We start from the raw sequence: 13,812 nt of genomic DNA, 5'->3' as shown, positions 1-13,812 counted from the left end.
GCGACCAGCCACGACGGCGCCGCAGTCGACACACGGCATATCGCGGCGCTTCCCGCGGAGCGCCTAGTTGGGAGCAGGGGTCCGGCCGAAGGCGCGCTCGAAGGACACCGAGGCCGCTTCCTCGCGCCACTGCACGGCGGCCTTCGAGCTCGTGTCGAGCAGGCGGCGGCACTCCGCGCCCGGCGGGCGGCCGCTGCCGGGGAGCTGCCCGGTGCAGGCGGCGACCGGGCGGTAGCCGTCGCGGGTGGGGTTGCCCCGCCAGAGGCTGCGGCCGGGAAGGAAGGCGTACTCCAGGGAGGCGCGGGCCAGGTCCTTGAGCTCCGGGTACGTCAGGCCGTAGGTCTCGGCGGCGTACTGGTACTCGTGGCTGATGTCGGTGCGGGAGACGCCGGGGTCGTCGGTGGCCAGGACGACCGGCACCCCGTACGACCGGTAGGTGTTGAAGGGGTGCGCGGCGCCGCGCACCCCGAGGATCTGCGCGTTGCTGGTGAAGGGCACCTCGACGGCGATCCGCCGGGCGGCCATCGTGCGGGCCGTGCGCTGCCAGTCGTCCTCGTGGCGGAGGTCCACGCCGTGGCCGATGCGCTCGGCGCCGGCGATGCCCACGGCTTCCCGGATGTGGAACCGCAGGTCCTCCGGCGGCACCAGTCCGGGCCGCAACTCGCCCGCGTGCAGGGTGACATGGGCCTTCGGGTAGACCGAGTGCAGGTACCGGACCATGTGCATCTGCACGGTGTAGTCGGCCAGCGCGACGGGCCCGTCCTCGGGCTGGACGAGGTTGACGGCGAGGAAACGGGGATCGCGTTCGGCGAGCCGCATGCCGAGGGCCAGTTCGGTGAAGACGCGTTCGCGGGACTCGCCGCGGAAGGCCTGGTAGACGAAGCGCACGGTGAGCCGGCAGCCGGGGCGGGGACGGTCGGTGCCGCAGCGGGCGGCGGTCCGGAACTCGGCGTCGGCGTCGTCCGTCGCCCCGCGCGCCTCGGCGACCACCTCGTCGAGCCGGCCGCCCTGGAGGAGCCTGGCGTGCAGGGCGGCGAGATCGGGGTCCCAGCCGACCTCGTCGGCGAGCTGCTCGGCGCGGTCGGAGGCCGGGTTGACCATGGTCTCCAGATAGAACTGGTGCTGCGCCGCGACCGAGTCGGCGACCGCGGCGAGCACCTTGCCCGGGTGGAGCGCGGGCACCAGCCCGAACTTGTCGAACGTGGCGAAGAAATGGTCGTGGCCGCTCTGGTCCGGTGGGAACTCGTACATGGACCAGGCCCGGAGGATCGCCTCGCGGAAGTCACGGTCGCTGCGGGCGTCGACGGCCGGCCGGGTGCCGGGGCCGCAGGGCGGTACGACGGCGGTCAGCGTCGCGGTGTCGATGCACAGTCCGTCCTCGGCGGCGAGCGCGATCAGGTACTCGGTCCTGACCGCGCCGAAGAGGTGGTTGTGCAGGTCGCCGCCCTTGGGCAGCTTCAGGAAGAACCTGCGCAGGGCTCGGGGGTCCTGGGCCGCCGTCCGCGCCGACGCCAGGTACGCGTCCGTGCGGGCCTCGGCATCCGTCAACGGGCGCGGGGAGGTCCGGGGTCGTGGGAGTGCGGCCGCGGGCGGTGCGGCGGACAGGGAGGTCAACAGGCAGCAGCAGAGCAGGGTGAGGGCGGCGGCGAGAGCGCGGGCGAGGGCCGGGTGCCGGGAGGCGGCTGCGACGGCGGGCGCCGTGCGGCGTGGGTGGCCGGCAGTGCGGGTGCCGTCGTAGGTCGTCACGGACTGATGATCATCAAGTCGGCCCGGCGGTGACGGGACAGCCACGCGGCACGCACCGCGGAGCCACCCGAGCGGGCGCAGCGGTGTGTGCCGGGTGGCCGTCCCGCGGGTCAGACGTCGGCCGGCGGGCGGTCCGCCGTGACGACGTAGTAGTCCAGCAGGCCGTCGCGGTAGGCCGGCAGGAAGTTGCGCGGCCACTGCACGGGCATGTCGACGCCGGCCAGGAAACGGTCCAGGCCCGGCCAGACATGGGCGCCGATCGACTCGGCCCGTACGTCGGTCAGGCCGGCGGTGCCGAGGGCGTCGAGCAGGGACACCAGCGGGTGGGCCACGTCCAGGCCGGACGCGAAGCTCTCCAGCCGCGCGGCCAGTTCCCCGCCCGCGTTCTCGGCACCGGCCGGCAGGAAGAAGCTGGTGACGGCCAGCCGGCCGCCGGGGCGCAGCACGCGCGCGGCCTCGTGGACGAACGCGGGCAGGTCGCGGAAGTGCTGGGCGGCCTCCACCGAGTACAGCAGGTCGAACCGGCCGTCCTCGAACGGCATCCGCTCCGCCGCACCGTGCGCGAAGCCGAGCCGCTCCGGCGCGCGGGCGAGCAGACCGGCGTTGGCCCGGCGGGCCCGCTCCAGTTGCTCGGGGTGGATGTCCAGACCGGTCACGGCGGCGAACCCGAACTCCTCCAGCGCGAGCGCGGCGCCGATCCCCAGCCCGCAGCCGACCTCGACCGCACGGGCGTCCGCCCCGTCGAGGGTGCCGAGCACGTGACGGTAGAGGTTGCGCTGGCTGCGGACCCGGTCCTCGGCGGTCAGCGGGCGGTCCAGCGGGATCCCGTCCCAGTGGCCGAAGTTGATGAACCCGCCCGCGAACGCCGGTGCGGAGCTGAGGTCCTGGGGTCCGTAGACGGCACGCACGGCGGGTGTGACGGCGAGGTCGCGGATGGGGTCCACGTGATCTCCTTCTCCACGATGTCTCCGGGATATCTCCGGGATGGCTCCGGGATGTCTCCGGGACGAATGTGCCCGACCCGGACGTTCTCCCCCTGCCGGCGCCCGCTCAGTCCGCGCCGTGCATGTGCGCGTGGCCGTGCCCCTCCCCTTCCCCTTCCCCCTTCCCCTCCTCCTGCTCCCCGCCGTCCGGCGAACCCCCCATCATCCGCAGCATCGCCGGGCCGCCGGTGCGCAGGAACCGTACGACCAGCGCGGCGGCCAGCAGCAGGAAGGCGATGTTGAGGTACGTGGTGTAGTTCCAGCTGATCCCGTCGTCGGGGATCTTCGCGTCGGCCTGGTCGGGGACCAGCCCCAGGCCCCCGAAGACGAGTTCCACGACATAGCCGGCCACCGCCATCGAGACGAAGAAGGTGCCCAGCAGGAAGGCGGCCATCCGGGCGCCGTAGTACTTCCGGTAGATGTTGAGGATCGGCAGGATCAGCAGGTCGGCGTAGATGAAGGCGATGACGCCGCCGAAGCTGATGCCGCCCTTCCAGAGCACCACGGCCAGCGGCACGTTGCCGATGGAGCAGACGAACGAGGCGATGGCCACCAGCGGCCCGATCAGCGGTCCGGTCAGCTTGGCCGCGAGCGGATGGCCGGCCAGGAAGAAGCTCCGCCAGAAGTCGTCCGGCACCCAGGCGGCGATCGCCCCGGCGATCAGCAGCCCCGCCACCAGGTCGCGCAGAATCGCCGCCCACTCCATCACGAAGATGTGGGAGACGGACGTGAACCCGTCCCGGGAGAGCAGCCGGCGGACGAAACCGCCCTCACCGCCCACGGACATGTCCATCGCCGCGTGCCCCTCCATGGAGCCCGCCAGCCCGCGCTCGGCCTGATCCCGCGCCCGGCGCAGCAGCCGCTCCCGCAGCAGGACGCGGAACAGCACGGCGAGGACGACGATCATGATCGGGCCGCCGACGAACTCTGCGGCGGTGAACTGCCACCCCATCAGCAGGGCCAGGATCACGCCCAGTTCGATCACCAGGTTGGTGGAGGCGATCTCGAAGGCCATCGCCGCGGTGAAGTCCGCGCCCTTGCGGAACAGGGAGCGGGCGAGGGCGACGGCGGCGTAGGAACAGGACGAGGAGGCGGCGCCGAACCCCGCGGACAGCGCGAGCGTACGGGGCCGGTCGTCCCCGAGCAGCCGTACGACCGTCTCCCGGCGCACCACGGCCTGCACGACCGCGGAGAGCGTGAAGCCGAGGATCAGCGCCCAGGTGATCTCCCAGGTCATCGACCCGGCGATGGAGAGCGCGTGCCCGACCGCATGCATGGTGTCCGCCCTTCGCAGCCGACCGCGACCATCCGTTTATATACCCCTGGAGGGTATGAGGCCAGTGGTGCCGCGGCATCCGGGTGGTGCCCGCCTCCTGCCCGCGCCGGCGGCAGTAGACTCCGGCTGCCGTTCGGCCGTCGGCCGGTCACCGACCGGCGCGGCCGCATCGGCTGCGGGGTCTTCGGACGGGGCGGGGGAGTCACATGGTCTGGTCACGGTTGCGCCGCGGGCGCGCGGCGCCCAGGCTCCCGCTGCCCGGTCCCTGCTGGCACCGGCGGCACACCGTGCGCACGGAACGCCTGCTGCTCTACACCCCGGAGACGGCGCTGGACCTCGCCGCCGCGGCGGCCGGCGCCTCGGACGCCGCGGCCCAGCGATGGCTCGGCTGGGCCGAACACGACCTCGCCGACGCGCACGCCCGCGAGGTCCTGCTCCGGCTGCGCCCGGGCGACCCCGACACGCTCCGGGCGTCCGCGCTGGGCAGGCGGCTGCTGGCCCAGCCCTACGAACCCCACCCCGACGGGACGGAACTGCTGGTCGGCGTAGGCCTGGACGACGGCAGATACGCCGGGACCACGATGCTGGACCCCGGCACCGGGGAGATCGGCGGATGGCTGGCGCCCCACGCGCGCGGTCTGGGGCTCGGCACGGAACTGTTCCGGGCCGCCGCGGTCCTCGCCCATGCCCACCTGGGACTGCGGACGGTGCGAGCGGGACACGAACCGGCGAACACCGCGAGCGGCCGGGCCCTGGCGAACGCCGGCTTCGTCGCGGCCGACGGACCGCCGCGCCACACCCTCCCGAACGGCCGCGAGATCGAAGCCCGCTGGCTCCAGCACACGACGACGGCCCCGCCCGCCCGCTGCCCGGGCGCCGCCCCGCTACCTGCGTGAGCCGCACCCCGGGCAGAAGGCCGCCCCCTCCGGCACCACCGCGGAACAGGCGGAACACCGTTCGGACTGGGCCAGTTGATGCCCGCAGCCCGGGCAGAACGCGGCTCCGCGGGTCTCGGTACGGCAGTGCGGGCAGACCAACTGGCGGGGCGTGCTGGGGTCGTAGCCCTGTCCGGCCTGCTGACCCGCGGCGTACGCCCGTTGCGAGGCCATGTCGTTGAGGCCGCGCTGCTGGGCCGCCATGGCCTCGGCCGCCGTGTCCGGAGCGCAGCGCAGACACAGCCCCTGGGCCGCGTTCCAGCAGCGGTCGCACACGTAGTCGGTGCAGCGCGCGCAGCGGTTGAAGTGCCCCTGCGCATTGTCGATCGCCCGCTGGAACGCCTCGTCGCGGGCGCGCCCGTAACCGGCCCCCGCCAGCCCGTCGGCCGCCGACGTCAGCCCGGTACCGGTACGGCCGAGCATCCCCCAGGCCACGTCGACGCCCTTGCGCAGCCAGGTGGCGGCCCGCTCACCGGCGTACGGCTCGAACGGCGAGCGCCAGGTGTCGTAACAGCGCGAGCAGGAGAACTCGAACTGGAACCCGGCACCGGTCCCGTTGCGCTCGCACAGATCCCGGTAGTTGTTGCTGAAGTAGATCTCGGCGCTCATGTGGTCCCCCCCACAGGTCAGGCCATCGGCACACATGCCGTACGACGCAGGGGAAACGGTACTGGTTCTGGCCAAAGCCGCCGAGTTCAGGCCATGGCCTCGGGCCGTGCCGGTGATGAACAGGCCGTGTCGACGAGGTTCCGCACGAGCGGACGGCGGGTCCGGCCGGGTCGGGTGCGACCCGGCCGGACCCGCCGGTCGGCGATCAGCGTGGGTTCGGCGTCCGGACCACCGGATCGGCTACCAGCCGACGGCGACCAGGAGCCATTGCGGGTTGGCGTGGGAGATGAAGGAGGACTGGCCCGCCACGTCGTCGTAGGGGAAGCCGTAGGCGAGGTGGTTGATGGCGTTGTCGTGCCAGAACTTGGCGTAGTAGTTCGCCGGTGCCGCCGTGTAGAACTGCGCCGGGTCGGACTGCTGGGAGGCCGGCAGGGTGGCGACGTGGCGGTTGAGGGCGGCGCACATGTTCGGGTCGGCCGCCAGGGAGGCCGCGCAGCCGAAGATGTCGGAGGTGGCCGCGGTCACGCCCACCGACTGGGCGTACGAGGTGAAGTAGTTCGCGTTGGCGCCGCCCGCGCGGAAGCTCGGGTCGCTGCCGGGCGCGATGATCCGGTACGGCGCCTGGGTCTGGGCCAGCACCTTGAACTGGCTCGGAACGGCGTCGGTGAAGCGCTGGAAGGTGGTGGCGCGGTCCTCGGCGAAGGTCTGCCGGTTCTCGCCGACCTCCGTGTCGTAACCGTCCTTGGTGTGCAGGCGCATGGCCAGCTTCAGGCCGAAGGCGTCGACCCGGGTGGTGTTGCCGTTGAAGACGTTGTTGCCGACCGTGAACTCGATGAAGTCGTAGTACGCGCTGGTGGGCGAGCCCAGGTAAAAGTACATGCGGCCCGCGGAGTTGGCCGGCATGTCGAGGTAGGGCTGCTCGGCGATGGAGTGCGTCTGGCCGTTGAAGCTCCAGTACACCTGGCTGTCCGGGTACTTGCCGTTGGTGCGGTTGAGGATCTTCACCTCGACGGCGTTGTTCGCCGCGGGGATGTCACTGGTGCTGCCCCAGAAGTCGTCCGGCGGGGTGGTGGACCCGGGGCCGTAGACCTGGAACTCCCACAGGGAGTAGCCGTACGGGGTGCCCCGCGCGGTGCCGTAGAGGCGGACGTAACGGCCGCTGCCGCTGACGGCCAGGTTCTGGGTGCCGCCGGTGGCGCTGGTGGTGGAGTAGACGGTGGTCCAGGTGGTGGCGTCGGTGGAGGTCTGGATCTGGAAGGCCTTCGCGTAGGCGGCCTCCCAGTTCAGGGTGACGCTGCTGAGCTGCTGGACGGACCCGAGGTCGACCTGCAGCCACTGCGGGTCGGAGAAGGCCGATGACCAGCGGGTGCCGGTGTTGCCGTCGACCGCCGCGCTCGCGGGGAAGGACGCGTTCTCGGTCGAGGAGGCGGTGGCCGGCCTGCCCTGGGACAGCAACTGGTCGGCGGCGTGCGCGGGTGACGGTGCGAGGACCGCGAAGAAGGCGGCGATCAGGACGACGACCAGCCCGAGAGCCGTGCGCGAGCGTAGGGCGCCGGCCGGCGGTCTGCGGGTGGGTGCGCTGACGGAACTCTGCATGCGGGTCTCCTCAAGCCGGTTCGGCGTGCGTGGGGATGGAGCAACAGCAGACATGAGAGCGCTCCCTCGGGTTGTAGACCCGCCGCCGCCCGCCGTCAACAACTGAAGCCGAAATCAATCGGGTTGAGCCCTCATGGACATCACGGCGCAGATCGCGGCCTTGCTGCGGCGCGCAGCGCGCCCGCCGAATTCAGCTTCCGACCGCATGGGCGGCCCCGGGTCGCCGCGTTTTTACAACCCTTGACGCAACCGGTACGGACCTTTCCGCGCCGCCATGCTGCCGCCCGGGGAGGCGGGGAGGCGGGGAGACGGGGAGGCGCGGCGGGGCCCGGTGGCCGCCGCTGTCGTCGTCGTGTCGGCCGCCTTCTGGTGTGCGGTGTGACGCGGGATCAGTCCTTCTCGTCCTCGCCGCGTTTGTTCTTCCCCTTCTGGGGATCCTGCTGCTTGTCCGGGCTGTTGCCGCCGCCGGTCGGCGGAGGGGTCAGGACCGAGGACGTGGCCGCCGGGTTCGTGGCGCCGGGCGGATCGGTCGGTGGTGTGTCCGCCGAGCTGTGGTCGGGGGAGAACCACGCGATGCCGATCAGCAGCGCCGCGAGGAAGACCACCACGGCGGCGATGGCACCCACCGCCCTCGACCGCCGTACGCCGCCGGAGGACCTGCCTTCCGTTCGCTGACGACGCCGCGTCCGGTGGGCCGGAGCGGTGCCGGTGGCGGCGGACGGGAAGGCGTAGGTGGTGACGGAGCCGGGGGCTGCGTTCGTTCCGGGCCACGCCCCAGCGAGCGCCCCGGAGGTGTTCGTACGCGACTCCGGCCCGGGGTGCGGTGCGGCTGCCGGGAGCGGCTCGGGACGTCCCCTCCAGGAGCCCGCGGCGAACCATTCGGACGTCTGGCGCGCCGTGGGGCGGTCCTCGGGCCGCTTGGCGAGGAGACCCAGCAGGTAGTTCTCGAAAGCGGGCGGCAGCCCGATGCCCAGCTCGCGCGGCGGCACGGGGGCCGTGTCGAGGTGGTGGTGGAGGACGGCGATGGGGCTGTCGGCGTGGAACGGCGGCTTTCCGGTGAGGAGCTGGTAGAGCACGCAGCCGAGCGAGTAGACGTCGGAGGGCGGTCCGGCGGGTTGACCGAGGGCCCGCTCGGGGGCGATGTACAGGCTGGTCCCGACGATCTGACCGGTCGCGGTGAGCGCGCCACCCGGGTCGTCCATGAAGCGGGCGATACCGAAGTCACCGATCTTCACGGACCCGACGGCGTCGAGGAGAAGGTTGCCGGGTTTGATGTCCCGGTGCACGATGCCCTGTTCGTGTGCGACGGCGAGCCCGGCGGCCGCCTGCGCGGCGATGCGGGCCACCTCCTCGGCCGGCAGGGATCCCATCTGGGCGAGCACGCGGTGGAGACTGTCGCCCTCGACCAGCTCCATCACCAGGAACAGCCGGCCCTCCTGCTCGCCGAAGTCGACGACGCCGACCACATGGGGGTGCTGGAGCCGGCCCGCGGTCTGGGCCTCCAGGCGGAAGCGGGCGGCGGCGGTGGGGTCGGCGTTCTGGGCGATCAGGAGCTTGACCGCCACCGGTCTGCCGAGCATCTCGTCGTACGCCCGCCAGACCTCGCCCATCGCGCCTCGCCCGATGGCGGTCTTCAGCCGGTACCGGCCCGCTATCAGCACCTGTTCCTTCACCCTCACACAGTGAGACGACTCGACCGCTGTCGGCCATGTCCCTGTGAGAGGACGGATGTTGGTGGGTTGCCGCAGCCTCCCCCACTCTACTGGCGGGCGGACGGCGACCGACCCCGAACGGGACTTGCTCCCTTGCGATCGTCGGTTCAGCGGTTCACGGGCTTCGACTGATGGGTCGACAAAGGGTTGTAGCACCCGCACCCGTCTCCGACTTCGTGTCCGTTCCGGCGTGTGAGCTGATCCGGGACGTTAAAGGGCCGCCGAGACTTCCGGGATCATGCACTGCGCTGTCGTTGTCGCGGTGTCACTCTTGCGCCTGCGGCACACGAAGCGTGGCCGTCGGGGGATCTGCAGAGGCGGGCGAGTGCAGTGGGGGACTTTCTGGGGGCGGTCACGGCGTTTCCGACCGTGGTCTTCACCTTCGCGCTCGTCGTGGTGGCGGCCTACTGGCTGCTGGTGCTCCTGGGGGGCGCCCACTTCCATGGGGCGCGCGGAGGACACCACGGGCACGGCCACAGCCACGGCCACGGGCATGGTGGGGGACGCCATGGCCACGGGGGACTGCAGAAGGTGCTGGGCCTGGGCGGCGTGCCGATCACCGTGGCGGTGTCGCTGGTGGTCGCCTTCGCCTGGTTCAGCGCGCTCAGCGGCCGGGTCGTGTTCGGCAGCGGCCACGGGGGATTGCTGCTGCCGGCCGCCCTGGTCGGCGGGTGGGCGGGAGCGCGGCTGCTCGCATGGCCGCTGCGGCGGCTGATGCCGGCTCCCGCCCCGCCGCCCTCGCGCCGGGACTTCGTCGGTCTCGGCTGCGTGATCCGCACCGGACGGGTCGGCCCCGACTTCGGACAGGCCGAGGTCCATGCGGCCGACGGCTCCTCCGCGGTCGTACAGGTCCGGCAGAGCCTCGACGACGCGGCAGGGCCGGGCGGCGTGCTCCGCGCCGGGGCGTCGGCACTCATCTACGACTACGACGACGCGGGCGAGTACTTCTGGGTCATGCCCGCCGTGCCGGCGACCGGCTGACGCGACAACACCCCCCGTCGTTCGTCCGGGCGTTCCGCACGCCCCTCGTGCACTCTCATCCATCCACGGCAAGGTCGTCCAAGGGAACAGCCATGTCTGTCGTCACTATCGGAATCGGCGTGCTCGTCGCCGTCCTGCTGCTCATCGGTCTGGGCACGCTGCTGCTCTTCGGCCGGCTGTTCCGCAAGGTGGTCCAGGGCGAGGCCCTGATCGTCTCCCGGCCCAAGAGCGTCGACGTCACCTTCACCGGTGCCCTGGTGCTGCCCATGCTGCACCGGGCGGAGGTCATGGACATCTCGGTGAAGACCATCGAGATCTCCCGCACCGGCCGGGAGGGCATGATCTGCAAGGACAACATCCGCGCCGACATCCAGATCACGTTCTTCGTCCGGGTCAACAAGACGGTGGAGGACGTCGTCAAGGTCGCCCAGGCGATCGGTACGGAGCGGGCCAGCCACCAGGAGACCCTGCAGAACCTGTTCAGCGCGAAGTTCGCCGAGGCGCTGCGGACGGTGGGCAAGCAGCTCGACTTCGCCGACCTCTACACCAAGCGCGAGGAGTTCAGGGACCGCATCGTCGCCGCCATCGGCACCGACCTGAACGGCTACCACCTCGAGGACGCCGCGATCGACCACCTCGAACAGACCCCGCTGGGACAGCTCGACGCGTCCAACATCCTGGACGCCCAGGGCATCCGGAAGATCACCGAACTGACGGCGCTGGAGCACATCCGCACCAACGACTTCCAGCGCAACGAGGAGATGGAGATCACCCGCCAGAACGTGGACGCGCGGGAGGCCGTCCTTGAGCTGGAACGGCGGCGCGCGGAGGCGGAGATCCGGCAGCGCAAGGGCATCGAGACCCTGCGCGCCCAGGAGGAGGCCGCCACCGCGCAGGTCCAGGAGGAGGAGCGGCTCAAGGCGCACAGCGCGCTGCTGCGGACCGAGGAACTGCTCGGCGTCCAGCGGGAGAACCAGGTGCGGGAGATCGCGGTCGCCGAGAAGAACCGGGAGCGGGTCCTCGCGGTGGAGAGCGAGCGCATCGAGAAGGACCGGCTGCTGGAGGTCGTCAACCGGGAGCGGGAGGTGGAGCTCGCCCGGGCGGAGAAGGAGAAGCAGGTCGAGGTGGAGCGCCGGAGCGTGGCCGACGTGGTGCGCGAGCGCATCGCGGTGGACCGTACGGTCGCGGAGCAGGAAGAGGAGATCAAGAGGGTCCGGGTCGTCCAGGAGGCCGAGCGCACCCGGCAGACCGTGATCATCGCCGCCGAGGCGGAGGCGCAGGAGCAGCTGGTCAAGGACATCAAGGCGGCCGAAGCCGCCGAGCAGGCCGCACACCTGCGGGCCAAGGAGCAGCTGGTGCTGGCCGAGGCCGGGCAGAAGCGCGCGGAGCTGGAGGCCGCCGCCAACATGCGCCGGGCGGAGGGCGAGCGCGCCCTGGCCGGGGCGGCCGGCCTGGCCCAGGCCGAGGTGGCGGAGCGGCAGGCCATGGCCGAGGCGGCCGGCGTGCGGGCCCGGCTGGAGGGCGAGGCCGCGGGCCTGAAGGAGAAGGCGGAGGCCGTCGAGAAGGTCGGGTTCGCCGAGGCCGCGGTCGCCGAGAGCAAGGCGAACGCGGAGGCGGCGGGCATCCGGGAGCGGCTCCTTGGCGAGGCCGCCGGCCTCAAGGAGAAGGCGGCGGCGATGGCCGCGCTGGACGAGGTGTCCCGGACCCACGAGGAGTTCCGGCTGCGCCTGGCCGCGGACAAGGAGGTCCGGCTGGCCTCGCTGGAGGTCCAGAGCAAGGTGGCCGAGGCCCAGGCGGCGGTGCTGGCCGCCGGACTGGAGAGCGCGGACATCGACATCGTCGGCGGCGACAGCGTGTTCCTGGAGCGGCTGGTCGGCGCGGTGTCCTTCGGCAAGGCCATCGACGGCGCGGTACAGGGCTCGGAGACGGTCCAGGCCCTCGGGGCGGACTGGCTGAACGGCGAGAAGAGCTTCAGCGGCGACGCGACGGAGGTGCTGCGATCGCTGGCGGCCGGCGGCCCGTGGAACCTGGCCCTGCTGATGAAGCTGCTCGGGGGCCAGCCGGCCGACGGCACCACCGTCCCGGTCGACCCGGTACAGCTTGCCAACGGTACGACGAAGTAGCGCGCCCCCGAAGGGGCGCGGGGAACTGCGCGACCAGCCACAACGGCGCCGCAGACGACCGACGGCGCAACGCGGCCAGGAGAAACGGAAAGCAACCATGGGCGTCGAGGACGGCACCTACCAGATCCTGCGGGCAAGGCTCGCCGACCGCGCCGCGGAACTCGGCCGACGGGCCGCCTCGCTGAACTCCCGCCGGCAGGAGGCCTTCGGCTCCCGCACGCTGGAGCTGGCGGGCTCGGCCCGGCCGCGCACCGGCGGCGAGGGCACCGCATGCGGCGTGGTCGCCGTACGGCCCGACGTCCTCCTGCTGGGGACCTCGGCGCCCGGCCTCGACGCGGGCCTGCTGTCGCTGCACACCCCGGACGGCTCGGCCCTGGGGCCCGAGAAGGTCCCCGGCCTGCTCGACGATGAACGGTTCCACCGCGACCTGGCCGAGCTGCTGCGCTACTACCGGGACGCGCGCCTCACCGACCTGAGGCGTACGGCGTCGGGGCGGCTGCTCGCCGTGTTCCGCACCGGTGAGAACGAGGGCGATCTACGGGTCCTGAGCTGGCAGTTGGGGGCGGACCGGGTCGAGTACCTGGGCAACCACGGTGAACGCGACCTGCCGCAGCCGCCCGTCTCCGAGCTGCCGTGGACGACGACCGGACGCGAGTACCACGCGGACGGCAGGATCCTGATCGAAGGCGGCGAGGGCGCGGTCTCGGTCGCCACCACCGGCGGCAGCCTCACGGTCCGGGCGCACCCCGGCGACCGGCCGCTGTACCGGGAGGCGGTCGACGAGCCGCTGCAGAGTCTGGCCGACGCGACGGTCGCCTACGCGGCGACCGGCCCCCTGCTGCTCCTGCGGATCCGCCCCTACAACGAACCGGCGGACCGCTACCTGGTCGTCAACACCCGTACCGGTTCGGTGCGCCGCCAGGACTCCCTCGGCCGCGGTGCCAGGCTGCTGCCCGCCGAACAGGGCCTGATCTTCCCCGGCGGCTACGAGCTGGCGGACGGCAGCCATCGGGCCTTCCGTATCGGCAGCGGCGCGATCGGCGCGGCCGGCGCGACCGGCGGATCCCCGGGCGCCGGATCCCCGGGCCCCGGTTCCGCGGCCGACGGGTCCGCCGCGGACGAGCTGCGCTTCGACGCGGTGCTCCCCTCGCCCAACGGCGAGGACCTGCTCTACGTCCTGCGCCGGCCGGGCCGTGCCCAGGTCCTGCTGCTGCCGTGGAACACCGTCCGCCGCGAGGCCGCGAGCGCCCTGCACGGCGCGGCGTACGCCCTGCTGCCGGACGGCACCCTCGTCCTGCTCAGACCGGACCCCGAGCCCGTGCGCACGCACGAACTCCAGCTGTGGCAGACCCCTTTCCAGTCCGCCGAGTACGCCGCCGCCCAGCCGGTCGGCGACGGCCCGCTGGCGCGCATCGGCAACGCCGACCTGGTCGGGGGCATCGCCGACTGCCTGGACGTGGTCCGCAGCGCGACGGCCGCCGCACAGGAGAACCGGACGACGGCGTCCCCTGAGCTGATCCTCGACGCCTGCGCCAAGGCGGCGGACCGCCACTACTGGCTGGCCGACACCGGCCTGCTCGAACCGCTCACCGAACTGCGGGCCGCGGCCGAGCAGTTGGCGGCCGAGCAGGCAAGGATCCGCCAACTCGCCGCCCGCGCCGCGCAGGCGCTGGACGAGGCTGGTGCGGAGGCCGCCGCGCTGGTCCGCCGCTCCCACGGCGAACCGCCCGCCGACGCGGACGCCTGGACCGTACTCCTCGCCGAACTGCGCCGGGCCCAGGGCCGCACCCGCACACTGAGCGAACTGCCCCAGCTCGACCTCAGAATCGACGCCGAGGGCGAACGACCTCA

At 72.4% G+C, this 13,812-nt stretch carries 10 protein-coding genes; 4 read left to right on the top strand and 6 right to left on the bottom strand.

The genetic code is table 11. The features are described 5' to 3' along the window. Positions 1 to 63: 63 nt before the first annotated feature. The 3 genes from KVT45_RS29945 to KVT45_RS29935 all read right to left on the bottom strand — a co-directional run bounded on the left by KVT45_RS29945 (position 64) and on the right by KVT45_RS29935 (position 4,005). Entirely contained in the window at positions 64 to 1,605 is a 1,542-nt protein-coding gene (locus KVT45_RS29945; RefSeq protein WP_254647565.1) for an adenosine deaminase, read from the bottom strand. Positions 1,606 to 1,856: 251 nt separating this feature from the next. After that, the gene (locus KVT45_RS29940) at positions 1,857 to 2,690 is read right to left on the bottom strand and encodes a class I SAM-dependent methyltransferase (RefSeq protein ID WP_217552246.1); all 834 of its coding nucleotides are present in this window, start codon (positions 2,688 to 2,690) and stop codon (positions 1,857 to 1,859) included. A gap of 106 nt (positions 2,691 to 2,796) precedes the next feature. Beyond that, positions 2,797 to 4,005 carry a permease gene (locus tag KVT45_RS29935; RefSeq protein ID WP_217552245.1) on the bottom strand — a complete coding sequence of 403 codons (1,209 nt, stop codon included), beginning with the start codon at positions 4,003 to 4,005 and terminating at the stop codon, positions 2,797 to 2,799. A gap of 287 nt (positions 4,006 to 4,292) precedes the next feature. Here KVT45_RS29935 and KVT45_RS29930 point away from each other — a divergent pair, with 287 nt between their 5' ends. Continuing rightward, positions 4,293 to 4,901: a GNAT family protein gene (locus KVT45_RS29930; RefSeq protein ID WP_308310904.1), complete on the top strand. Its 609-nt coding sequence runs from the start codon at positions 4,293 to 4,295 to the stop codon at positions 4,899 to 4,901. On the opposite strand, the gene KVT45_RS29925 is transcribed toward KVT45_RS29930, so the two are convergent. The 3 genes from KVT45_RS29925 to KVT45_RS29915 form a co-directional block, all read right to left on the bottom strand. Beyond that, positions 4,890 to 5,549, bottom strand: coding sequence for a zinc ribbon domain-containing protein (locus tag KVT45_RS29925; protein ID WP_217552243.1), 660 nt, complete (start codon positions 5,547 to 5,549; stop codon positions 4,890 to 4,892). The two genes, KVT45_RS29930 and KVT45_RS29925, sit on opposite strands and share 12 nt — an antisense overlap. 240 nt (positions 5,550 to 5,789) lie before the next feature. Beyond that, on the bottom strand, positions 5,790 to 7,145 hold the full coding sequence (locus KVT45_RS29920; RefSeq protein WP_217552242.1) for a beta-1,3-glucanase family protein: 1,356 nt from the start codon (positions 7,143 to 7,145) through the stop codon (positions 5,790 to 5,792). Between the two features lie 389 nt (positions 7,146 to 7,534). After that, a complete protein-coding gene (locus KVT45_RS29915; protein ID WP_217552387.1) occupies positions 7,535 to 8,806 on the bottom strand; it encodes a serine/threonine-protein kinase in 1,272 nt (423 codons plus the stop codon). A 381-nt stretch (positions 8,807 to 9,187) separates the two neighbouring features. Between KVT45_RS29915 and KVT45_RS29910 the strand changes: the two genes are divergently transcribed. From KVT45_RS29910 to KVT45_RS29900, 3 genes are all read left to right on the top strand, one after another. Beyond that, positions 9,188 to 9,838 (top strand): hypothetical protein, encoded by a 651-nt coding sequence (locus KVT45_RS29910; RefSeq protein ID WP_217552241.1) that lies wholly within the window; start codon positions 9,188 to 9,190, stop codon positions 9,836 to 9,838. Between the two features lie 92 nt (positions 9,839 to 9,930). Next, positions 9,931 to 11,961 carry an SPFH domain-containing protein gene (locus tag KVT45_RS29905; RefSeq protein WP_217552240.1) on the top strand — a complete coding sequence of 677 codons (2,031 nt, stop codon included), beginning with the start codon at positions 9,931 to 9,933 and terminating at the stop codon, positions 11,959 to 11,961. Between the two features lie 97 nt (positions 11,962 to 12,058). Further along, positions 12,059 to 13,812 (top strand): DNA repair ATPase (locus KVT45_RS29900; protein ID WP_217552239.1); only part of this gene is annotated, 1,754 nt, incomplete at its 3' end.

The sequence above is a fragment of the Streptomyces sp. GbtcB6 genome, assembly GCF_019091475.1.
Lineage (GTDB): Bacteria > Actinomycetota > Actinomycetes > Streptomycetales > Streptomycetaceae > Streptomyces > Streptomyces hyaluromycini.
The sequence above is the reverse complement of the archived record's forward strand: the minus strand, read 5'-3'. Positions and strand labels throughout refer to the sequence as shown.